Source organism: Aquimonas sp. (genome assembly GCF_044377145.1).
Taxonomy (GTDB): Bacteria; Pseudomonadota; Gammaproteobacteria; order Xanthomonadales; family Xanthomonadaceae; genus Aquimonas.
On the sequence record NZ_JBILJQ010000003.1, the window covers coordinates 106,459 to 128,920 of the forward strand.

Below are 22,462 nucleotides of genomic sequence, written 5' to 3' on the forward strand. Positions count from 1 at the left end.
AAGCTCGACGTTTCCCCAACCGCAAACTGAAGCCATGCAAGACTCGCAGATGATGCAGATCATCGCCGGCACTGCTGCCGGTCTCGTGCTCGCCGCAAGCTCCGCCTGGATGGCGAAGCGACGCTGGCAGCGCTCGGATGAACGCTGGGCTGCGTGGTTCCCCGAGGCGTCTGACGTGCCCGAAAATCTCGACCTCACCCGCGAGCTCGCGGTGGGGGCGGTGCTTGGCGTGAACAATGCGTTTCCCGTCAACACGCTTGATCCGCACAAGCCGCGCGCGGAGATGCGTGCGTGGCTGGCGGGCTCGTGGAACACACGGAACGCGGTGCAGGCGCGGGAGGCAGTGCAGTCGCTGCTGATGGAAGGCCATTCCGCGACCTTCGACCTGCTCATCGAGGCAGCCGCCGAGGGCGATCCCGACGCCAGTCGCGAGCATCTGGAGCAGGTCTTCGTCGATGACATGCAGCGCAACCCGGAGCTGGGCGGGTTCATCGCCCACCATCCGGAGGCGATCGCGCGGCTGGAGGCGCTGGGCTTTCTCGTCACCCAGGCCGATGTCGATCGCGGCACGCGCGCCTATGACCTGGGGCGGGCGGTGGTGGTCAGCCGCGTCGCCTTCGGTGCCGGCTACTTCAATCGCAGCGAAGCCATGGCCATGATCCGGATGGCGGCCTTCGTGTCGCAACGCGCGTTTGCCTCTTGGCGCGAGTTCGCCAGCAGCTACCTGCTGGGTCGGGCGCTTTGGGGCGGCGTCGACGATCCCGACTTCGAAGGCATGGTCCGGGTCGTCGAAGAACTGCTGCGCAATCCGCGCAGTCCGTGGCTGCGATGCGGGTGGTTTCGCTGAACGTCCACCGCCCGATGTCCTGATCCGATGTGGCGACTGGCAGTGACCGGCACTGCGCCGGTCACCGTGCGTGCGTAGCGATCGTTGATGCGCTTGAAGACGGACCACAGACCTGTCTACGCCATTCACACATCGGGCGGGACTCTCGCGGCCGCGACGTCGCGGACCGAAGCTCCACAAGCCCATGGGGCGCAGGGCGCAACGAAGCTAAACTCGGGCGGACCGGCTCGATAGACTGCGACCGCGTTCCGAGGGCCCGGCCGCTCGACGGAAGACCGAACAGTTCACTGCATGCCATGCTGATCGCCCGTCTCCGCTTGCGCTGTGGGTCGATAGCGATACGCCGTGTGTTGGAGGAGTCCGACGAGCACCCCATGCCGCAACTTCGGCGGCCCCAGAAGCCGCCTGGAGGCACGCAAGGTAGACGCTGCGCGTTCGTTCAGCGGCTCCCCGTTTCCGCCTTCAAAACACCTGCAAGGAAATCTCCATGAATGAACCCACTCAGGGCATCGAAAGACGCAACAATGCCTGGCAGCGCATCGCAATCACGGCCCTCCTTGTAGCGCTGCTGGGGATAGTGGTGATGAGCCTGCCGCGAGGGTTCGATACGGACCTGAGCAAGATCGGTGCAGGCAAGCCCGCTATGGTGTTCGTCTACGATCCGAACCTCATCGTGAGCAACCAGCAGACCCGGGAACTGGACGCGGCGCGGGAGAGGCTCGGCGATGCCCTGCATTTCCTGATCGCGGATGTCGGCCGACCTGAGGGGCAGCAGTTCATGCGTGAGCATCAGGCGAGTGCCACCCAACTGCTGTTGTTTGCGCCGGATGGCAGTGTGCTCAGCAGAATGCAGGGACTGGTCAGCTCCGATCAGCTCATCGAGTCGTTCGCGGCGGCAGGCGCTGGGGATTGAGTCGGGCAGGCAGTGCCCAGACGGGTGGCGTAGACGGCGCATCGCTGCGCGCCCGCCGCCGATGAGCTCCGGCCTCGACTGGCTATGGCTGCCCCCCGAAAGCTTGCGGTCGCCGTAGGCGTTCTCGGTGGCTTTCTTGAGGCCATCGCCGGCGATCAGCGCCACTTTCACCTATTGCGCAGTCCGGGGCTCTGGCGTCCTTCGATCTCACGGTTCAACACCACCGTGGGAAGGGCAATGCGTTCTGTCCGCGGCTCGCACGCCCTCAGGCGCCGGTGCGCACGAAGATGCCGATGTGACCGCTGTCCGACTTGAGTAGCAGCTTACCTTCCAGCAGGCGCGCCTCCTGAGTCTGGTAGCGGATGCCATCGCTGTCCACAGCCTCCAGGGCAAGCGTCAGCTCCGAGTCCTCAAGGCCGTACTCGAGCGTCCAGTCCATGCCCTCGCGCTGCGTGCTGGAATAGCGTCCGGTACCGTCGGGGCGCAGGGTGATCGTGAGTTCCAGAAAGCCGCGGGTGCCGTCCTCATGGGTCCATACCCCGTGCAGTTCTGAGGCTGCCCCGATCTTCTGCGCAACCGGCCAGACTTCCCGCAGCTGCTGCTGGCTCAGGCCTTGGCTCAGCTTGCTTGCAGCCTGGACGACCTTCTTCAAGAGGTTCGGCATTCGGTTCTCCAAGGGAGGTGAATCAGGCCAGTGGGCCGCCGATGTTACTTCAGCGGAAAGCCCCACACCTGCAGACCGTCTTCCCGCCCAATGGTCCAGCGACGTTGCCGCCACTCGCCAGCGTAGCCAAGCCGCACGACAACACGATCCCGGCCAGCATCACGCACGCGGCGCTCATCTTCATTGACCCACGAGAGCTGCCGGCAGAACTCCTTGCCGACGGATCCGAGGCTTCGTCGCGGAAACTTCAACCCAGGACGCAGAACGTCAGGTGCGCTCTCAGCCGCACCGCCGCGACCGCTCTCGGGGAGGCGCTCCGCGCCGAGCGCCATGTCGACGCCCAGCGCAGGCCCTTCAAGCCATCAAGCCGCTTCGTCCCGATACGCCTCCGGGCTCGGGCAGGTGCACATCAGGTTGCGGTCGCCGTAGACGTTGTCGACGCGGCCGACCGGGCACCAGTATTTGTCGGTGCGGGCGACGCCGGCAGGGAACACCGCCTCCTCGCGGCTGTAGGCGCGGTTCCAGTCGGCATCGACCAGATCGTGCACGGTGTGCGGCGCGTGCCGCAGCGGGCTCTGCTCGATGCTGAAGCGGCCGGCCTCGACCTCGGCGATCTCGCGGCGGATCGCGATCATCGCGTCGCAGAAGCGGTCGATCTCGACCTTGGCCTCGGACTCGGTCGGTTCGATCATCAGCGTGCCGACCACCGGGAAGCTCATGGTCGGCGCATGGAAACCGTAGTCGATCAGGCGCTTGGCGATGTCGTCGACGCTGACGCCGCAGCTGTCCTTCAGCGGGCGCGGGTCGATGATGCACTCGTGGGCGACGCGACCGTTGTGGTTGCGGTACAGGGTCGGAAAATGCGGCTGCAGGCGATCGGCGATGTAGTTGGCCGACAGGATCGCGACCTCGGTGGCTTTTTTAAGGCCCTCGCCGCCCATCATCAGGATGTAGGCGTAGCTGATCGGCAGGATCGAGGAGGAACCAAACGGCGCGGCCGAGACTGGCCCCACTGGCGCCTTGCCACCGTCGAGCTCCGGATGTCCGGGCAGGAATGGAATCAGATGTGCCTTGACGCCGATCGGGCCCATGCCGGGGCCGCCGCCGCCGTGCGGGATGCAGAAGGTCTTGTGCAGGTTCAGATGGCTGACGTCGGCGCCGTAGTCGCCCGGGCGCGACAGGCCGACCTGCGCATTCATGTTGGCGCCATCGAGATAGACCTGGCCGCCATGCGCGTGAACAATCTCGCAGATCTCGCGGATGCGCTCTTCGAACACGCCGTGGGTGGAGGGATAGGTGACCATCAAGGCCGCCACGTTCGCGCTGTGCTTCTCGGCCTTGGCGCGCAGATCGTCGACGTCGACATTGCCTTCGGCGTCGCATTCGACCACCACCACATCCATGCCGACCATCTGCGCCGAGGCCGGGTTGGTGCCGTGCGCGGACGACGGAATCAAGCAGACCTTACGGTGGCTGTCGCCGCGCGAGAGGTGGTAGCCGCGGATCGCCAGCAGGCCCGCGTATTCGCCCTGCGCGCCGGAGTTCGGCTGCAGGCTGACCGCGTCATAGCCGGTGATCTCGACCAGCCACTTTTTGAGGTCTTCGAACAGCTCGCGGTAGCCATGGGTCTGGTCGGCCGGCGCGAACGGATGCAGGGCGCCGAACTCGGGCCAAGTGATCGGGATCATCTCGGCGGTGGCGTTCAATTTCATCGTGCAGCTGCCGAGCGGGATCATCGCGCGGTCCAGCGCAAGGTCGCGGTCGGACAGCTTGCGCATGTAGCGCAGCAGCTCGGTCTCGGAGCGGTAGCGGCTGAACACCGGGTGCTTCAGGCACGGCCCGTGGCGCTGCAGCGATTCCGGAATCGACGAGGCGGCGTTCTCTTCGATCGCCGCGAAATTCAGGCTGCGGCCAAACACTGTCCACAGTGCCTCCACATGGGCCGCGGTGGTGGTTTCGTCCAGCGCGATGCCGATCCGGCTGTCGCCGATCAGGCGCAGGTTCAAGCGTGCGGCCAGTGCGTGCTCCACGATCGCCGCGCGATGGCTGCCGACATCGACCGTGATCGCATCGAAGAAGGCCGACTGCTCGGGCACGAAGCCCAGCCGACGCAGACCTTCGGCGAGGGTCGCAGTGCGGCGGTGCACCTGGTGGGCGATTCGGGCCAGGCCTTCCGGCCCGTGGTAGACGGCGTACATCGAGGCCACCACGGCCAACAGCACCTGGGCGGTGCAGATGTTCGAGGTCGCCTTGTCGCGCCGGATGTGCTGCTCGCGGGTTTGCAGGGCCAGTCGATAGGCGGGCTCACCGCGCGAATCCACGGACACGCCGATCAGCCGGCCCGGAATCGAACGCTTGATGGCGTCGCGCACCGCCATGTAGGCCGCGTGCGGGCCGCCGTAGCCCATCGGCACACCAAACCGCTGCGTGCTGCCGATGGCGATATCCGCGCCCAGCTCGCCGGGCGGGGTCAGCAGGGTCAGCGCAAGTGGATCCGCCGCCATCACCGCGATCGCGCCCACGGCGTGCAGCCTTTGGATCACCGCGCGCGGGTCGCGGATCGCGCCAAAGGTGTCGGGGTACTGCAGGATCGCGCCGAATACCGCGCTGGCGTCGAGATCGGTTTCGGGATTGCCGATGATCAGTTGCCAGCCCAGCGGCTCGGCGCGGGTGCGCATCACCGCGATGCTCTGCGGGTGGCAGGCGGCATCGATGAAGAAGGCCTTGGCCTTGGACTTCGCCACGCGCTGTGCAACGGCCATCGCTTCGGCGGCGGCGGTCGCTTCATCCAGCAGCGAAGCGTTGGCGACGTCCAGCCCGGTGAGCTCGGTGATCAGGGTCTGGAAGTTCAGCAGCGCCTCAAGCCGGCCCTGGCTGATCTCCGGTTGGTAGGGCGTGTACGCCGTGTACCAGGCCGGGTTCTCGAGAATATTGCGGAGGATCACCGGCGGGGTCAGGGTGCCGTGGTAGCCCTGCCCGATCAGTGAGGTGAACACCTGATTGCGGCCGGCAATCTTGCGCAGGCGCTCCAGTGCTTCGACCTCGGACATCGGCTCCATGCCACGCAGCGGAAACTGCTGGCGAATCGAGGCCGGCAGGGTCTGGGCCATCAGGGTCTCCAGGCTGTCGCTGCCGACGGCCTCGAGCATTTCGCGGATGTCCTGCGGTGAGGGGCCGATGTGGCGGTCAGTGAAATCGCGGGCAACGTGCGGCTGACGCAAATGGACAGTGGAGCTCATGGCGCGGGCACCTGGGGCGGAGATCGAAGGGAGGCGAACGCCGCACGGTCGATGATCCTGCCGCGCCCAAGCGCAGGCGCGTGCGAGGCACGGGCACAGCGTCGATAGCGAGGAAGTTGCAGGGCATCGGACACGGGGCGGCGCTCGTAGACCGGACGCAGACCCGTCCGGTTTGGGCGCCCCATCTGTCTGTTCGCCTGAGAGCGTTATCCCGTCGGCGGACCGGCGCAGAACCGCGCGACGGTCTCTCTCCAGATGCTTGCTGCGTGGGTCGGCACAGGCCATCAAAGCCGATGCAGATCCGGGCCACCCGGTCCTTTTGCCTGAGAGTTTCCGGGGCGGTTGCTCCTTCGGCGCCCGTGCTTGCATGCAAGCCGGGTCTCTCCCGCGTGGCGGCGCGGATGGTAGCACGCAGGTCTGTCGCGGGGCGGTAGTCATCGGCCTTGGGCTATGCTCGGCGCCTTCCTTGGAGCCCCGTATGCATGCCTTGAATCTGCTGGCAGCCACTGTCGTGCTCGGTCTGGCCAGCTGTGGCACCAGCACCAGCACCAGCAACGCGCCACCGCCCCACATCCGCGTGGCGACGTACAACATCGCCCTGAACGACGATCTCGCCGGCGGGGTGATCGCGCGACTGCAGGCCGATGACCCGGTCGCGCGCCGCTTGGCCGCCGTCATCCAGCGCGTGCGGCCCGATGTTCTGTTGCTCAACGAGATCGACTTCGATGCCGAAGGCCGCGCCGGCCAGCTGTTCCGCGAACGCTATCTCGCCGTCGGCCAGTTTGGCGAAGCGCCGATCGAGTACCGATACCACTTCAGTGCCGAGGTCAACACAGGCGTGCCCAGCGGGCTCGACCTCACCGGCGATGGCCGCAGCGATGGGCCGGGCGACGCCTGGGGTTTCGGTGCCCACCCGGGGCAGTACGGCATGCTGGTGCTATCTCGATTTCCGATCGACGCCGCCGACGCGCGCACCTTCCAGAAGTTGCGCTGGGCCGAACTGCCGAACGCTCGCGGGCCACTGGATCCCGACAGCGGCGAGCCCTGGTACGCGCCAGAGATCTGGGCACAGCTGCGACTGTCGTCGAAGTCGCACTGGGACCTGCCGATCGACACTCCGCTGGGCCGCATCCACCTGCTGGCCGCACACCCGACGCCGCCGGCCTTCGATGGGCCAGAACGGCGCAATGTGGTGCGCAATGCCGACGAGATCCGCCTGTGGGCCGAGTACTTGAATGGTGCCGACTGGATGGTCGATGACCAGGGCCGCCGCGGCGGGCTGGCGGCCGATGCACGGTTCGTGATCGTCGGCGACTTGAATGCCGACCCAAAGGAAGGCAGCAGCCAGCCGGGTGCGATCCAGGTCCTGCTCAATCACCCGCGCGTGCAATCCGGGCAGGCGCCGGTCAGCAAAGGCAGCGAAGACGCATCGCTGACTTTCCTGCCGGACAATGGCGCCGAACTGGCCGATGCAACCGATACAGCGAACTTCGGCGACCGCATCGGCAATCTCCGCGTCGACTACGCCCTGCCCTCGCGCGGCCTGACGGTTCTCGCCAACGGCGTGTTCTGGCCCAAACGCGGCGAACCCGGCAGCGACTGGGTCAGCGCCAGCGACCACCGGATGGTGTGGATGGAACTCGGTGCGGGGACTGCGGATTGACTGGTGCTTCGGGATGCGGGATTGGCATCGGTCGGCAGCGTGCCGGATGTTCGAATGCCTGGCTGCGGAGCCACTGTTTATCGTTCGCGGCGGCAGCTGTCACTCAACGCCTGAGCCGCAAGCCCCGACTCCCGACTCCCGACTCCGCCCAGCAAAGCAGCCTTGCCGTCTCGAACAGCGGCAAACCCATCACCCCGCTGTAGCTGCCCTCGATGCGCTTGATGAAGGCGCCGGCACGGCCCTGGATCGCGTAGGCGCCGGCTTTGCCGAAGCATTCGCCGCTGTCGATGTAGCCGGCGATGTCCCGCTCGCTGAGCGGATCGAACTCGACCCAGGTTTCGCACAGTTCCTCGCGCAGACCGTTGGCGTCGGCAAGGCAGACTGCCGACACGGCCAGATGCCGGCGGCCCGAGAGTCGTCTCAGCATCGCGGCGGCATCGAGTGCGTCTACCGGCTTGCCGAACACTTCGTCGTCCAGCACCACCTCGGTGTCGGCCGACAGCACGCGCGCCAGCGGCTGCTGGCCAACGCGCAGCCAACCGGCCTCGGCCTTGTCGCGGGCGACGCGCTGCACGTAGTCGAGCGGGCACTCTCCGGCCGCGCGCTCCTCGGGTACGTCGACCTCCAACACCACGTGGGCAATGCCGAGTTGGCCCAGCAGTTCGCGCCGGCGCGGCGACTTCGAGGCCAGATACAGCACGCCGCTCATGCGCCCGCCTCCCGGTCAATCCACACGCCGAGGCCCTGCGCATTGAGCTCGATGTCCATGGACAGAATGGCGATCACGTCCTTGCGCGTTGGTTCGCAGCCATGCGCCTCGGCGCGATCGGCATAGAGCTGCTCGAGTCCGGCACACAGAGCCGCATGACGTGCCTGCCCAGCCAGCGCGCTGGCCGCTCCAGCGATCGCCACCATCGCATCGATCTGCTCGACCAGATCCTCCGCCAGCCGCGCCGGTGGCTCCACCCGGCCGAAGTGGGTCAGGTACATCCCCGCCGGCTGGTAGGACAGCATCCGCGCGATCGAAGCCTTCAGCGGCTCGGGTTCGAACTGCACCGGCGTGCTGGTCGGCAGGATGAAGGCGCCGCGCGCGCTGTCGAGCTCGCGGTAGCTCAGGCCGAAGGTGTCGCCGGTAAAGAAACAGCCGCTGCGCTGGTCGAAAATCACGATGTGGTGGCGGGCATGGCCAGGCGCATCCAGGCACAGCAACTCACGCCCGGCAAGATCGACGGCATAGCCATCCACGGCTTCCGTCACCCGAGCTGGATCAACCGGCTGCAACTCGCCGTAGGTGCGGGTGACCTCGTCAGCACCGTACACCGCGCTGGCGCCAGCGATCAGCTTGCTGGGGTCGATCATGTGGCGCGCACCGCGCGGATGCACCAGCAGGCGCGCGTTCGGCAACTGCTGCAGTAGCAGGCCGGTGCCACCGGCGTGGTCGAGATGGACATGGGTCAGGATCAACCAATCGACGGCGTCCGGCGCCACCTGTGCCTCCGCCAGCGCGGCCATCAGCCGCGGCACCGAGCTGTTGAGTCCGCAGTCGATGAAGGCGGCGCGGCCGCTCTCCACGACCAGATAGGCCGCATCGAACTGTGGCCGGTGGAAGCCGGTGTCGATGGTGTGGATGCCGTGCGCTTCGCTCATGTGGGTCTCCCGGGTGGCTGTCGATCATAGCGATGCTTGGGGCGGCGCCCGACAGGACTATCCGCACACTCATCACGCGACTCGCTGGCCTAGGCTTTCCACTGCGTTCCGAGGAGAGTCCTGATGCCCCTGCTGCAGCCCCCTGCCCGTCGCCCTGCCCTGTTGGATCTCACCCAGATGCTGGCGCGCGTCGGCGCCGCCGTTGTCGGAGGCATCGTGGGGCTGGCGCTGGCGCTTCCGGCCTGCGCGGAAGCACCTTCACCGCTGATGCCGCCGGATATCTTCGAGCTGGAGTGGGCCAGCCAGCCCGAGCTGTCGCCGGATGGCCGTCAACTGGTGTATCTGCGCAACCACTTCGATCGCATGAACGACCTTCGTCGAGGCCATCTGTGGCTGCTGGATCTGCAGCGCGACACCCATCGCCCTTTGACCACCGGCCGCAGCGGCGACGGCCCGGCGCTGTGGTCGCCGAATGGCGATCGGCTGGTGTGGGTCAGCGCCCGCGACGGCAGCTCGCAGGTGTGGGTGCGCTGGATGGACAGCGGCGAAAGCGCCCAGCTGACCCAGCTTGAGCGCAGCCCCTCCAACCTGAGCTGGTCGCCGGACGGCCGCTGGCTGGCGTTCACGCTGCAGGTGCCGGAGGCGCCGTCCTCGCTGGCCACGCTGCCGGCCAAGCCCGAGGGCGCGACCTGGGCGCCGGCGGCCAAGCTGATCGAGGATGTCGGCTATCGCGCCGACGGACGCGGTTATCTGGAGGCGGGCTATTCGCATCTGTTCGTGCTCTCAGCCGAAGGCGGCACGCCGCGCCAGATCAGCCAGGGCAAGGTCAATCACCGCGGCCGGCCGGTTTGGACCGCCGACGGCAAGGCGCTGCTGGTGTCGGCGAATTACGCCGACAACGCCAAGCTCAATCCGATGGAAAGCGAGCTGTATCGGATCGAGATCGCCGATGGCCGCGCCACTGCGCTGACCCAGCGCGTCGGCCCGGACATGCAGCCGGTGCTGTCGCCCGACGGCAAATCCGTCGCCTACCTCGGTTTCGACGACCGCCGCATGGGCTATCAGCAGACCGGGCTCTACGTATTGGACCTGAGCACGGGCAACAGCCGCGCACTCGCCGCCGACTTCGACTACGCGGTAGAGAGCCCGAGCTGGGACGGTCGCGGTCGCTTCATCTATTTCAGCTTCGATCGCCAGGGCAAGACCCGGATCGGCCGCATTCCTGCCGGCGGCGGCAAGGTCGAGGAACTGGTCGACGATCTCGGCGGTACGGCGATGGGACGGCCGTACCCGGGCGGCAGTTTCAGCGTGGCCGGCGAGCGCGTCGCCTACACCCGCGGCACCGCGCTGGCACCGGCAGAAGTCGGCCTGATCGACCGTGGTCGCGCGCGTACGCTCACCGATCTCAATGCCGATCTGCTGCCGCACCGGCAGCTCGGCGCGGTGGAGGAAATCTGGACCCAGTCCAGCCATGACGGCCTCGACATCCAGAGCTGGGTGGTGCTGCCACCGGATTTCGATCCGGCCAAGAAGTATCCGCTGCTGCTGGAAATCCACGGCGGCCCCTATGCCAACTACGGCCCGCGCTTCGCGCCCGAAGTGCAGCTGTATGCGAGCGCCGGCTATGTCGTGCTGTATTCGAACCCGCGCGGCAGCAGCAGCTACGGCCAGGCCTTTGCCGACCATATTCATCACAACTATCCGAGCCAGGACTACGACGACCTGATCAGCGCGGTCGACGCGGTGATCGCACGCGGCTATGTCGACCCTCAGCAGCTCTACGTCACCGGCGGCTCCGGCGGCGGCGTGCTCACCGCCTGGATCATCGGCAAGACCGACCGCTTCCGCGCCGCGGTGGTGGCCAAGCCGGTGATCAACTGGACCAGCTTCGTGCTGACCGCTGACTTCTATCCGCTGTTCTCGCAGTACTGGTTCCCGGCCATGCCCTGGGAAGACCCGATGCATTACTGGAAGCGCTCGCCGCTGTCGCTGGTCGGCCAGGTGAACACGCCGACGATGCTGGTGACGGGTGAGGACGATTACCGCACGCCGATCTCGGAGACCGAGCAGTACTACCAGGCGCTGAAGCTGCGCGGCGTACCGGCCGCGATGCTGCGTATCCCCGGCGCCGGCCATGGCATCAACGCGCGGCCCAGCCATCTGCTGGCGCAGGTGCTGAACACGCTGGGCTGGTTCGAGCGCTATCGCGGTGAGGCCGGTGATCGGCCGGCGGCCGCGACGGAAACGCCGTAGACGTGACACATCAAGCCGGACGCGCACGAGTGAAGCACTCACTCATCTGGGTGCTGCCGTCGGCGGCAAGCGCCGCTGACCCCCGCTGCTACACTCGCGCCTCCACGGGGGTGGAGGCCGGCCGCCGGATGAGCGCACAGACTGCTCGCCGTGCATACAGAGCCAACGGCGCAGGACGCGCCGCGCGCCAGCCGGTTGCAACTGCACTACACGGGGATGGGCATGTCTGATACCACCGCGCCACTGCGGGCGCCGAGCCTGCTTCAGGCGCTTGCGCCGCTTGCCTTCTTGATCGCAGCGCTGGCCGCTGGCGTGTACCTCTACCAGGACAACTCATCCTACGGCGCCAACCAGATCGCACTGTTGCTGGCCGGGGCCATCGCAGCCTTGGTCGGCCTGCGCAACGGTATGCGCTGGGATGACATCCAGCAGGCCATCGTGCGCGGTGTGGCCCTTGCCACACCCGCGCTGCTGATCCTGCTCGCGGTCGGCGCGCTGATCGGCACCTGGATTCTTTCCGGCACGGTGCCCGCTCTGATCGTCTACGGTTTGAAGCTGATGCATCCGAGCTTCTTTTACCCGGCCGCCTGCCTGGTGTGCGGACTGGTCTCCCTGGCGATTGGCAGCTCATGGACTGTGGCCGGCACGCTCGGTGTCGCTCTGATGGGCGTTGCCAGTGGCCTGGGCATGTCGCCGGAGATCACCGCCGGCGCAATCATTTCCGGCGCCTACTTCGGCGACAAGCTATCGCCCCTCTCCGACACCACCAACCTCGCCCCCGCCGCCGCCGGCAGCGAGCTGTTCGCGCATGTGCGGCACATGGCATGGACGACCGTGCCCGCCTTCGCGATCGCGATGCTGATTTTCACCGCGGTCGGGCTGGGCACGTCAGCCGGAAGCGGCGAAGCGGATTTCGGCGACCTGGCCACGATCATGCACGGCCACTTCAACTTGGGTCTGCATCTGCTGATTCCGCTGTTGGTGGTGTTCGTGCTGGCCGTGAAGCGCTTTCCGGCCTATCCGACCATCCTGATTGGTGCGCTGCTGGGCGCCGTGTTCGCGGTCGTGTTCCAGCCCGATCGCGTGGTCGCCCTGGCTGATGCCGAGGCGTTGTCGCGGCCGTGGGCCCTGTTGTCGGGCGCCTGGAAGGCGCTGTTCGATGGCTATGCCGCCGAGACTGGCAACGCGGCGGTCGATGAACTGATCAGTCGCGGGGGCATGTCGAGCATGCTCAATACGGTCTGGCTGATCATTTGCGCGATGGCCTTCGGTGCGGTGATGGAGGCCGCCGGGCTGCTGGAGCGGCTGATCCGCGGCGTACTGACGCTTGCACGCAGCACCGGCAGCCTGATCGCCGCCACCATCGGTACGGCCTTCGGATGCAACCTGGTGGCAGCGGATCAGTACATGGCGATCGTGCTGACCGGGCGGCTGTTCAAGCCGGAGTACGAGCGCCGTGGGCTGGCGCCAGAGAACCTGTCGCGTGCCCTGGAAGACGGCGGCACCCTGACCTCGCCGCTAGTGCCCTGGAACACCTGTGGTGCGTATATGGCAGCCACCCTCGGCGTGGCCACACTCGACTACCTGCCCTACGTGTTCTTCAACCTGATCAGCCCGGTGCTGGCGTCGATCTTGGCCTATGCGGGCTACAAGATCCTGGTGGCGCGTCCGGCGACCTGATCCCAGGTCGCGCAACGGAGGGGCTCGCAGGACGATAGGGCGAGGGCCTTCGTCACTGTGGGCCGCGTCAACCACACCAAAGCTCATTCAAAATTCTTCGAGCGCACTGAAATGCGTTCGGGCCGAACCCCGGAGTCAAGCATGGACAATCAATCGGCCCACGGCATGTGGTCCTCACGTATGGCCTTCATCCTTGCCGCCTCCGGCTCGGCGGTCGGACTCGGCAATATCTGGCGGTTTCCGTATCTTGCCTCCGATAACGGCGGCGGCGCCTTCGTGCTGGTGTATCTGGCCTGCATCCTGGCGATCGGCCTGCCGATTCTGTTCGCCGAAGTGCTGATCGGGCGCCACGGCCGCAAGAGCCCGATCAACACCCTGCTCGGACTCAGCCGCGAAACCGGCCACAGTCCGCTGTGGGCCGTGATCGGCGTGATGGGCATGATCTCGGCGATTCTGATTTTGAGCTTCTACAGCGTGGTCGCGGGCTGGACGCTGCACTACGCCTGGCTCTACCTGCAGCAGCTGTTGGGCGGGCCCGGCATCACCGATGGCGGTGCCACCTTCGGCGGCATGCTCGGTTCGCCGAAGACGCTGCTGATCTGGCACTCGGTATTCATGGTGCTGACGATTGGCGTCGTCGCCATGGGCGTTGAAAAAGGTCTGGAGCGCTCGGTCAAGTTTCTGATGCCGGCGCTGTTCTTGGTGTTGCTGATCCTGGTCGGCTACGGCGTCAGTACCGGCCACTTCGGCAAGGCGGCAGCATTCCTGTTCACGCCTGACTTCAGCAAGATCAATGGCGACGTGGTGCTGGCTGCGCTTGGCCAGGCCTTCTTCTCGCTGAGCCTCGGCCTTGCGGGCATGATGGCTTACGGTGCGTACCTGCCGCGGTCGGTGTCGATCCCGCAGGCGGGCGTCGCGATTGCGATCACCGATACCAGCGTCGCCCTGCTGGCGGGCCTCGCGATCTTTCCGGTGCTGTTCAACTTCGGCATCAGCCCCACCGGCGGCGGCCCCGGCCTGATCTTCACCTCGCTGCCGATGGCGTTCGCCGATATGTGGGGCGGTATCGCCTACGGCCTCGCGTTCTTCCTGCTGCTGATGGTCGCCGCCTGGACTTCATCGATCTCGCTGCTGGAGCCGCCGACCGCGTATCTCGTCGAGCGCACCCGGCTGACGCGGGCGAATGCGGCCATGCTGGCCGGACTGCTGGTGTGGGCGATCGGCATCGTCACCTTGCTCGGCTTCAACGTCTGGAGCGAGGTGAAGATCGGCGGCAAGGATCTACAGGGTGCGATCGAGTTCGTCGCCTCTGACATCATGCTGCCGCTGGGCGGCATGCTGATTGCGCTCTATGCCGGCTGGGTTCTGGATCAGAAGCTGACCCGCAACGAACTTTCGCAGCTGAGTGATGGGCTCTACACCGCGTGGCGTTGGTCCGTGCGCGTAGTCTCACCGCTGCTGGTGCTGCTGATTCTGGTGCAGAAGTTCAGTGGTTGAACGGCGGGGATTCGGGATTCGGGATTCGGGATTCGGGATTCGGGATCAGCTTGGCTTGAGGCGGGGCTGATGCAAGCGGCTTGGCGTGCTCAAGCGACATCCGACCAGGCCACCGATCGCACCGCGCCAACACGCGGCCCGGCTCCCTCCACATCACACCTCTGCCTTACGCCGGCTCGCACTTTTGATGACAGCGGTCCCTCCAACGGCGCCACGGCGCGGTTGGAGGGCGACGATCTCAGCGCTGGCTTGCGGTCGGCTGAAAGAAGAACTCGCCGGCCTGATGTCCGGCGAACTGGATCGGCGCGTATTGCGGCACCTGTGAGATCGGTGCGTCCAGGGCAGCCAGGGCCAAGGCGGAATTGATCTCGCGGTACAGGCGCGCGCCTTCGATGACCCTGTTGTTGTCCTGCAGCACATTCAGGAAGGCGCGGGCGAAGTACGAGTGGCGACCGCTGCCCGCATCCGGAACCGGCTGCAGGCCACCCGAGGTCAAGGCGAGCCGCGAGCGTGAGTCGACCAAGCTGCGGACCCAAGCCGGCCAGTCGGCGCCGGGTTCGGTGGCGCCATAGGCGGGCATCGAGGTGTCCGCCAGCGCGCCGGCGTAACAGGAATCCGCCACCACCAGCACATGCTTCGAGGGCATGCTCTCCAGCAGATCGGAGATCGCACGGTTGGAGATCCAGCTGGTCGGCGTGCGGCTCTGCCCATCCACCGGAATCCAGTAGCCCTCGCGTCCGTCGCCGCTGAGTTCGCCGTGGCCGGCGTAGTACACCAGCAGGTTGTCTTCTGGCTTCAGCTGCTCGCGCAGCTCGGCCAGGGCGGAGAGGATGTCGAGTCGACTGCCGTTGAGCAGCAGCCGGGTCTCGTAGCCGTAGCGCTCGCGCAGCAGCTGGGCCACGGCGGTGGCGTCGTTGACCGCGCTGGAAAGGGCAGGAAAGCCCGCATCGCTGTAGCTGTTGTTGCCGATCACCAGTGCATGGAAGCGACCCAGTTTGATATCCGCCGGCAGCTGGCCCGCACGCAGCGCCGGGCGCGCACTGGTGCTCGCGCGGCTGTCGCTGGGCAACAGGCTGAACGTGAGCTGGGCGACTTCGCCGCCACGACCCAGCGCCTCGATGCGCACTTCAGTGCCTTCTGGTGGCACCTCGACGCTGCCGCGGAACAGGCCGTTGTCGGCCAGCACCACTGGCAGATCATTGATCGACAGCCGTTCGATCAACTGCGGCGATGAGACCCTTCCCACCACCGCCTGACGACCGGCTGCACTGCGAACGGCGGCGCCGCCGCTGCTGCGGGTCAGGCTCAGAGCCGGGCTGATCACTTCGAGCTGCGGCGACAGCGAGGCCAGCAGGCTGCCGTTCTCAAGCGCCACCTGCTGCTGCAGCTGGGCGATCTGCAGCTGCTGGTCGCGCAGGGCGGTCTCGCGCTGGGCCAGCTGGCCCTCCAGCAGTTTCATCAGCTCCCAATCTTCGCGGCTGCGGGCGTCGAGTTCGCTCTCAAGCTCATTGATGCGCTGGGTGTAGGCGGTGCGCTCCTGTTCAACCGCCGACTGCGCCTGGCCGAGGTCACGATTCAAACCCTCCAGCGCGGCCTGACCTTGCTGCAGAGCCGAGGCCAGTCGCTGTTGCTGTTCGGCCAGCGCGGTCGGGTCGGCCGCTTCTGCGTTCTGATAAGCGGTCGCCTGCTCCTGGCGACGTTCAACCGCACGCTGCTGGGCCGCCAAGCGCTCGCGCAGTTGCTGCAGCTCGGCCTCCTGCTGATCAATCCTGCTGCGCTGCGCGTCCAAACTGGCATTGGCGGCGCCGGCGCGATCGCGCACAGCGACCAGTTCACCGCGCAGGCGCTGCGCTTCGGCCTGTTCGCGGGCGTACTCGCTGCGGCGGTCGGCGAGCTCGGCTTCAAGCTCGCGGACCCGCGTCTTGAGAGTCTCGATCTGGCCCGCCTGCTGCTCGATTCGGGCATCGCGCGCTGCCAGCTCGACCCGCACCACCGAGGCGTACAGCAAGTCGTCGCTGGCCCCGGATGACGCGCGATAGAGATTCAGTGCGCGCAGCGGGTCGGCGGCAACGCCCTGTCCCTGCTCAAGCAGCACGGCCAGGTTGGCTTGGGCACGGCGGTTGCCCTGCGCTGCGGCTTTCTCGAACCAGCCGGCCGCCTTGCCAGGATCCGGCGTGGTCCCGAGGCCCTGCAGGAAAATCTCGCCGACATGATTCTGTGCGTCCGCATCGCCGGCCTCGGCTGACGACAGCCATACCTGCAGCGCAGTGCGGTAGTCGGCGCGGTCATAGGCGACAAACTCACCGCCACGGATCGCGCAGTCGGCCTGCGTGGTTCGCACCGGTCGGCGCGCCGACATGAAGTTGGCCTGGCCGCCCAAGCGGCGCATCTGGCCGGGCAGCAGGCAGTCGACAACAAACAGGTCTTCGGCATGCACCACGCCCGCGCTGCGGGCATGCACCGGCGGAGCACTGAGCGCTCCCAGCCAGACCAGAGCCGCCAACCCGAACCGCAGGCCGGAACGCGTCAAAGATCGCAGAAGCCCAGGGATTCGCGTTGACATGCCGCCCTCCAGCCGTCGCCGGCTCTGTGCAAGTGGCGTGAGTATACTGGTGCCCAATCGTAGACGAGTGGCGCAAAGTGACCCTGATCACAGCAAAGCCACCGCGCATCGGTTCTAGAAGGCTCACATTGGCGCCTGCTGCGCCTGAAGCGAGGTCGCATGAACGCTGAACACTCGACAGACCGCCCGCACGCAACCCGCGTCCGCGCATTCCTCTGGCTCATGTTGTTCACGGTCGGGCTCGCCGCGAGCGGGCTCGCCAGTGCCACCGGCTGCCGCCTGGAGTTCAGCCAAACCTCGCCGATCGCCCTCCTTCCCGGGACCGCCACCACACTCCTGCTGTCGGCGGCGGACGCCGGCAGCGGTGCCTGCACGGCCGCGAGCTTCAACATCGTCACCCTGAGTGATACCACCGCCGGCACCGCGCTGACGCCCTTGACGGGAACGGCCATGTTCGGCGGTGGCCCGGTCACACTCAACGTCACCGCACCCAGTAGCGCCGGGGGCAGCGTCACCTGGCAGGCGATCTGTGCCAGCGGCTGCGAGGCCACCAACCCGCCCAATCCGACCTTCACGGTCAACATCGGTGTCGACGTCTACGCCATGAATTTCTTCAACCCCGCCGGCGGCATCGGCGCGGTCAACGGCGGAGAGACCCGGCCATTCAGCGTCCGTCTGTTGAAGAACGGCCTGCCCGCCTTCGCTGCAGGTGAGAATCAGGTCTGCTTCGAGTTCACTGCGGGCGGCAACCCGGAAGGCGCTACGCTCAGCGGCGGCTCGGGCCCATGTGGCAATGGTGGGCGCCTGGTGCAAGCGGACAACACAGGCACCGCGCAGGCACTACTCGTCAGCGCGCCGGGCATGTGCACGCAAACGCGGGTACGGGCGACCGCAATCGGCTTTCCGGTGCCACAGACGCTTGAGTTCCGATTCGATGGCCAAACTGTTCCAGTGATGAATGCAGTCAATGGCAGCGGGCAGTCAACGCCGGCAGGAACCGCCTTCGCCAGTCCGTTGAGTGTGGCCCTCGCCTGTCCTGGCCGCGGCCCCCTGACCGACAAGCCCGTCCGCTGGGATCGGATCAACAACACCAACATCGAGTTCGCAGGGGGCCTGCCCAGCATCGATACAGTGACAGACGCCGCAGGGCTGACCTCGGTCTCGGTCACCGCCCTGGCGGCGACCGGTACGACCGCGGCCCGCGCGTGTCTCGAACCGAACTGCACGGTGAGCGTCACCCTGCCCTTGACGGTGCTGCCCGTGGCGGTGCGTGCGCTTGCCGCGCAGGGCCTGACCCAGTTGGAAGTCGCGCCGGGCACTAGCGTGCCGGTGTCCACGCTGGCTCAGAACGACGGCGTGGCTGCCCCGAACACCGTGGTGAACTGGGCCGTGGTCGGCGGCAGCGCGGTTCTGGGTGGCGCCGCCACCAGCGCAAATGCCAATGGAGTCGCTTCGAACTCGGTTGCGGCATCGCCCAGTGCCGGCACTGCGATCATTCGCGCGACCCGCAACGATGCTCCTGCATCCACGGTGGATTTCACTCTCGACATCCCCGTCTATTCTCTCCTCGACGCCAGTCAGGGCAACCCGACGGTCACCGTGCCACAGGGCCAGCAGTCCACGCTGGCGGTGCAGGTGCAGCGGCAGACCGCAGCCACGCAGAATGCGCCCGGCCGCTTGGTCAGTTTCGCCGTCAGCAGTGGCCCCGGCCCGGCCAGCCTGCAACCGGTGTCCGGCGGGCTCAGCGACAACAACGGCATCGCGGCCGTGCAGTTCAGCTCCAGCGCGGTCGGCCTGTTCACCATCGAGGCAAGCTTCAGCCCTGGCCCCGGCTTTCCACCCTCGGTCGCCCTGCTGCAGATCGAGGTCACCGGCAGCACCAGCAGTCTGCGCATTGTCGAAGCTCCCGAGATTCTGTTCACCGACGAAACCACAGCGGGTGGCATTCGAGTTCGAGCCCTGCGCAGTGGCCAGACCGGATTGGTGGGCGCAGCCGGCATCCAGGTGGTCGTGCTGATCTCGCAAGGCTTCGCCACCTTCGCAGAGGGCAGCGCCTTGGTGCAGATGACAACCGACGAGGATGGCTACGCGCAGACATCGCCGATTTCGGTCGGCCGCAGCACTGCTCCGCTGGAGTTCGAGATCCGGGCAACCGGCCGTGGCGCGCAGACGCTCACGCGCGCGGTAACGCCCTCGATCTACCGGCTGCAGGCACAGACGCCGACCCAGTCGCCGCGCATTGGCGAGCCGGTGGTGCTGCGGACCATCCTGACCCGACAAGGCAGTGCTCAGGCCGTGGCCCTGGCCAACGCGGAAATCGACTGGAGCAGCAGCGGTGGCAGCGTAACCCCGGCGCGCAGCCGGACCGATGCGACCGGCACGGCTGTGACCCGGTTCATTGCAAATGCCGCTGGCGACCAGATCGTTACGGCGCGCCTGAACTCAGCGCCGCAGTCGACGCCGGTCGAAGCACGCTTCCTGCTGTCGCCTGCCGGAAAAAGCCTGCAGATCGTGTCGGGAGACGCACAAACGGCCGCGGCCGGTGCCGCGCTGCCGTTTCCGGTGGTTGTCGAAGCCAGCGAAGCCGGGACACCGCAGGCGGGAGTCGCGGTGAACTTGACCGTGCTGCCCGAGGGCAGCGCCAGGGTCAGCCCGACCGAAGCGGTGACCGGCAACGATGGTCGCGCCAGCTTCAACGTGGTGCTGTCGCCAAATGCGCGCGGCGACCTGCGACTGCTGGCCGAGCGTGTGGATGCGCGCATCCAGGCCAATGGCGTTGTACGGGTTGGAACGCCACCGCGTGTGCGCAGCCTGGAGGCCAGCGCAGGCAATGGTCAGACGGCCCGGCCCGGCCAGCTGCTCGCGGCCCCGCTGCAAGTGCTGGCGCTGAATGACGGCGCCGCCGCCAGCGGCGTTCCGATCAGCTTCAGCGTATCGCCGCTGGGTGCGGCAGTGGTGGAGCCTGCCGCCGCCACCACCGGGGCGGATGGCCGGCTGGCGGTTCAAGTTCGCCTTGGCGCCGAAGCGCAAGGCAGCGTGCGGATCAACGCCGCGCGCAGCGACGACCCCGGTGCCGTCGCAGAGTTCACCGTGTTTGCCGGCGGCAGCGGAGGCGAGCAGCGATTGGAAATCGACAGTGGCAACAATCAGTCCGGCCTGGCGGGCACACGAGCCAATGAACTGGTGGTGCGATACACGCTGAACGGGCTGGCCGCGACAGATGTTCCCGTGCAATGGAGTGTGCTTGAAGGTCCAGCCGTGCTCGATGCAGGTAACAGCCGCACCGACAGCCAAGGACGTGCGCGGATCGGCCTCCGAGTGGGCGACAGCGCAGGCAGCTCGCGCATTCGTGCGCGCGCCAATGAGCTTGACGTTTTGTTCAGCGTCAGCAGTTTCGAAGGCCAGCTGCAGCTCATCAGCGGAAGCGGCCAGACCGGCGCGCCCGGCGCAGCACTGGAGCAGCCACTGCGGGTGCGCCTGCTGCCGCAAGCCATCGCGGGTGTGCAGATCCAATGGCGAGTGCTCAGCGGTGGCGGTCAAATAAGCTCCGCGAGCAGCCTGACCAGCGCCAACGGCGAAGCGGAAACCCGCTGGACCCTGGGCTCGCAAGCCGGCCGCCAAACCGTCGGAGCGCGGCTGAGCACGGGCGCTGAGGTGGTTTTTGAAGCGAGCGCGCAGGCCATCGACAGCGAACTCGAGATCGTTGCCGGCAATGGACAGTTGCTCGCCATCGGCGGTGAGAGCGAGCCTCTCGTAGTGCGCGTGCGGGATTCCGCCGGCCTTGTCCAAGCCGGTCGCACCGTGCGCTGGAGCGCCGACAACGCCCTGCTCAGCGCCGACACCACCCAGACGGATGCCCAGGGCCGCGCCCAGATTCGCGCTCGGCTGCGGCAGCCCGGCGAGGCACGAATCCGTGCCAGTCTGCAAGGCGATGATTCGCAGGTCAGCTTTGTACTCAATGGCGGCCTGGTGCAGATCAGCGGCCTGAACCCTCGTCAGCGCAGCGTCGCCACTGCGCTCGATCGAGCCTGTCCGGCCCTGGTTGCGCTTTCCGCGCGCACGCCCCAACAGCAGGATCTGTTCGAGCGCTGTGGCGATCTGATCGACGCCGCCGGCGACGATCGCCCTGGCCTGCTGGGTGCGCTGGATCAGCTGCCGAACGACGTCGGCCTGAACCTTGCGCGGGCGGGCGATGAAGCCTTGCGCGGGCAGGTGGCGAATCTCGACCAGCGTTTGCGCGCTCTGCGTAGCGAGGGCGGTGGAGCCAACCGCGTGCAAGTCGGGCTCGGGCTCAGCACACCGAACGGGATGCTGCCGCTTTCCGCCCTGCCGGCGCTGGCGCTGGCGGTTGGCGAGGACGACGTGAACCAGGAAATCGGCGAAGGCTTCGAGCGCTGGGGTGCATTTCTGACCGGCAGCTTCGGCCGCGGCCGCTCGCGCCAGCCGAGCTTGAACCCCGAATTCGATTACAGCCTGGGCAGTCTCACCGCGGGCGTCGATTACCGCTTCAGCGACAAGCTGGTCGCAGGCTTAGCACTTGGCCTGAGCCGCGACGACACCGATCTCGCCAACTCGCGCGGCCAGCTGGAAAGCCGAGGCACCAGCCTGTCGGCCTACGCCAGCCTGTGGCTGCCGCGGGACTGGTATCTGGATGCAAACCTGAGCCGCGGCACCAATTCGTTTGACATGCATCGAAACATCCTGTTCGAGCTGGGCGGGCGCCGTGTCCAGCAGACCGCCACGGCCAGCACGGATGCCGACCTGCTGGGCGGCAGTCTGTCGTTCGGGCGCGACTGGAATCACCGCGCCTGGGGACTGGGCGCCTACCTGCGGGCGCAGTTCAGCCGCGTCGAGTACGACCCGTTCGAAGAGCAGTTGATCAGTGGCCGCAGCGGTGAAGGCCTGGGCCTGCATGTCGAATCACCGCGCTGGAACAGCCGCGAAGCCGTACTCGGCAGCCGAGCGAGCTATGTGATGAGCCGCGACTGGGGTGTGCTGATGCCGAACATCCTGCTGGAGTACAGCCGCGAGTTCAGCGATGACCCATCGCGACTTGATCTGCGCTTCCTGGCCGACCCCACCCGAACCGTGTTCAGCCAGAGCGGCGGCGCGATCGACCAGTCCTATCTGAATCTCGGGCTCGGCGTTTCCGCACTGTTCCCGGGCGGACGCTCCGCCTTCTTGCAGTACGAGCGACGTCTGTTGGACGATCGCATCAACCACTGGCTGCTGTCTTTCGGGGGGCGCATCGAGTTCTAGCCGCTCGTCTGGCTGTGGCGGGCCTGGCCGCGAATCCGCCTGCGTTCCAGGCAATCTGCCGTTTCTTGGCCGCGAGCCTTCGCGGTCTGCCAACCGCCGAAGATTGCTGTCCGCGCGCAGTCGCCAATCGCCTCGTCACCAAAGCCTGACAGGCGGCTGGTGGCGAGGGGCTTGCGACGGCGTTTGGGCCGGTTTCACGCGCGGCCTGCGGAGAATGCCTTCGCCTTTGCGTGGGTG

12 protein-coding genes and 2 riboswitches are annotated in these 22,462 nt (G+C 66.8%); of the genes, 7 read left to right on the top strand and 5 right to left on the bottom strand.

What is annotated here, in order from left to right:
* The first annotated feature begins 49 nt into the window (after positions 1-49).
* Together ACIQ7H_RS02175 and ACIQ7H_RS02180 are read left to right on the top strand one after the other, a co-directional pair.
* Complete coding sequence (locus ACIQ7H_RS02175; RefSeq protein ID WP_395787918.1) at positions 50-847, top strand: DUF1266 domain-containing protein; 798 nt, start codon at positions 50-52, stop codon at positions 845-847.
* A gap of 487 nt (positions 848-1,334) precedes the next feature.
* Positions 1,335-1,760, top strand: a complete 426-nt coding sequence (locus ACIQ7H_RS02180) for a hypothetical protein (protein WP_395787920.1) — start codon at positions 1,335-1,337, stop codon at positions 1,758-1,760.
* A 265-nt stretch (positions 1,761-2,025) separates the two neighbouring features.
* Here ACIQ7H_RS02180 and ACIQ7H_RS02185 read toward each other — a convergent pair whose 3' ends face one another.
* On the bottom strand, positions 2,026-2,424 hold the full coding sequence (locus ACIQ7H_RS02185; RefSeq protein ID WP_395787922.1) for a hypothetical protein: 399 nt from the start codon (positions 2,422-2,424) through the stop codon (positions 2,026-2,028).
* Between the two features lie 362 nt (positions 2,425-2,786).
* Positions 2,787-5,663, bottom strand: coding sequence for an aminomethyl-transferring glycine dehydrogenase (gene gcvP / locus ACIQ7H_RS02190; protein ID WP_395787924.1), 2,877 nt, complete (start codon positions 5,661-5,663; stop codon positions 2,787-2,789).
* Between the two features lie 175 nt (positions 5,664-5,838).
* Positions 5,839-5,928: riboswitch (glycine riboswitch) on the bottom strand.
* 36 nt (positions 5,929-5,964) lie between these two features.
* Positions 5,965-6,061, bottom strand: a riboswitch (glycine riboswitch).
* Between the two features lie 80 nt (positions 6,062-6,141).
* Here gcvP and ACIQ7H_RS02195 point away from each other — a divergent pair.
* Positions 6,142-7,326 (top strand): endonuclease/exonuclease/phosphatase family protein, encoded by a 1,185-nt coding sequence (locus tag ACIQ7H_RS02195; protein ID WP_395787926.1) that lies wholly within the window; start codon positions 6,142-6,144, stop codon positions 7,324-7,326.
* Positions 7,327-7,429: 103 nt separating this feature from the next.
* Here ACIQ7H_RS02195 and ACIQ7H_RS02200 read toward each other — a convergent pair whose 3' ends face one another.
* A complete protein-coding gene (locus tag ACIQ7H_RS02200; protein WP_395787928.1) occupies positions 7,430-8,035 on the bottom strand; it encodes a Maf family protein in 606 nt (201 codons plus the stop codon).
* Complete coding sequence (locus ACIQ7H_RS02205; RefSeq protein WP_395787930.1) at positions 8,032-8,973, bottom strand: MBL fold metallo-hydrolase; 942 nt, start codon at positions 8,971-8,973, stop codon at positions 8,032-8,034. Before ACIQ7H_RS02205 ends, ACIQ7H_RS02200 begins: the two co-directional genes overlap by 4 nt.
* 123 nt (positions 8,974-9,096) lie before the next feature.
* Between ACIQ7H_RS02205 and ACIQ7H_RS02210 the strand changes: the two genes are divergently transcribed.
* The 3 genes from ACIQ7H_RS02210 to ACIQ7H_RS02220 all read left to right on the top strand — a co-directional run bounded on the left by ACIQ7H_RS02210 (position 9,097) and on the right by ACIQ7H_RS02220 (position 14,403).
* Positions 9,097-11,226: a S9 family peptidase gene (locus ACIQ7H_RS02210; RefSeq protein ID WP_395787932.1), complete on the top strand. Its 2,130-nt coding sequence runs from the start codon at positions 9,097-9,099 to the stop codon at positions 11,224-11,226.
* A 222-nt stretch (positions 11,227-11,448) separates the two neighbouring features.
* On the top strand, positions 11,449-12,906 hold the full coding sequence (nhaC, locus tag ACIQ7H_RS02215; RefSeq protein ID WP_395787934.1) for a Na+/H+ antiporter NhaC: 1,458 nt from the start codon (positions 11,449-11,451) through the stop codon (positions 12,904-12,906).
* A gap of 141 nt (positions 12,907-13,047) precedes the next feature.
* The gene (locus ACIQ7H_RS02220; protein ID WP_395787936.1) at positions 13,048-14,403 is read left to right on the top strand and encodes a sodium-dependent transporter; all 1,356 of its coding nucleotides are present in this window, start codon (positions 13,048-13,050) and stop codon (positions 14,401-14,403) included.
* 238 nt (positions 14,404-14,641) lie between these two features.
* Here the strand turns inward: ACIQ7H_RS02220 and ACIQ7H_RS02225 are convergent, their stop codons facing one another.
* The gene (locus ACIQ7H_RS02225; RefSeq protein ID WP_395787938.1) at positions 14,642-16,966 is read right to left on the bottom strand and encodes a caspase family protein; all 2,325 of its coding nucleotides are present in this window, start codon (positions 16,964-16,966) and stop codon (positions 14,642-14,644) included.
* Positions 16,967-17,125: 159 nt separating this feature from the next.
* On the opposite strand from ACIQ7H_RS02225, the gene ACIQ7H_RS02230 reads away from it, so the two are divergent.
* Complete coding sequence (locus tag ACIQ7H_RS02230; protein WP_395787940.1) at positions 17,126-22,225, top strand: autotransporter domain-containing protein; 5,100 nt, start codon at positions 17,126-17,128, stop codon at positions 22,223-22,225.
* Positions 22,226-22,462 lie beyond the last annotated feature (237 nt).

What these genes read in the sequence shown, in the direction of transcription:
- ACIQ7H_RS02175 (WP_395787918.1), top strand. Translation starts at nt 50, where the DNA reads ATGATGCAGATCATCGCCGGCACTGCTGCCGGTCTCGTGCTCGCCGCA.
- ACIQ7H_RS02180 (WP_395787920.1), top strand. Translation starts at nt 1,335, where the DNA reads ATGAATGAACCCACTCAGGGCATCGAAAGACGCAACAATGCCTGGCAG.
- ACIQ7H_RS02185 (WP_395787922.1), bottom strand. Translation starts at nt 2,424, where the DNA reads ATGCCGAACCTCTTGAAGAAGGTCGTCCAGGCTGCAAGCAAGCTGAGC.
- gcvP (WP_395787924.1), bottom strand. Translation starts at nt 5,663, where the DNA reads ATGAGCTCCACTGTCCATTTGCGTCAGCCGCACGTTGCCCGCGATTTC.
- ACIQ7H_RS02195 (WP_395787926.1), top strand. Translation starts at nt 6,142, where the DNA reads ATGCATGCCTTGAATCTGCTGGCAGCCACTGTCGTGCTCGGTCTGGCC.
- ACIQ7H_RS02200 (WP_395787928.1), bottom strand. Translation starts at nt 8,035, where the DNA reads ATGAGCGGCGTGCTGTATCTGGCCTCGAAGTCGCCGCGCCGGCGCGAA.
- ACIQ7H_RS02205 (WP_395787930.1), bottom strand. Translation starts at nt 8,973, where the DNA reads ATGAGCGAAGCGCACGGCATCCACACCATCGACACCGGCTTCCACCGG.
- ACIQ7H_RS02210 (WP_395787932.1), top strand. Translation starts at nt 9,097, where the DNA reads ATGCCCCTGCTGCAGCCCCCTGCCCGTCGCCCTGCCCTGTTGGATCTC.
- nhaC (WP_395787934.1), top strand. Translation starts at nt 11,449, where the DNA reads ATGTCTGATACCACCGCGCCACTGCGGGCGCCGAGCCTGCTTCAGGCG.
- ACIQ7H_RS02220 (WP_395787936.1), top strand. Translation starts at nt 13,048, where the DNA reads ATGGACAATCAATCGGCCCACGGCATGTGGTCCTCACGTATGGCCTTC.
- ACIQ7H_RS02225 (WP_395787938.1), bottom strand. Translation starts at nt 16,966, where the DNA reads ATGTCAACGCGAATCCCTGGGCTTCTGCGATCTTTGACGCGTTCCGGC.
- ACIQ7H_RS02230 (WP_395787940.1), top strand. Translation starts at nt 17,126, where the DNA reads ATGAACGCTGAACACTCGACAGACCGCCCGCACGCAACCCGCGTCCGC.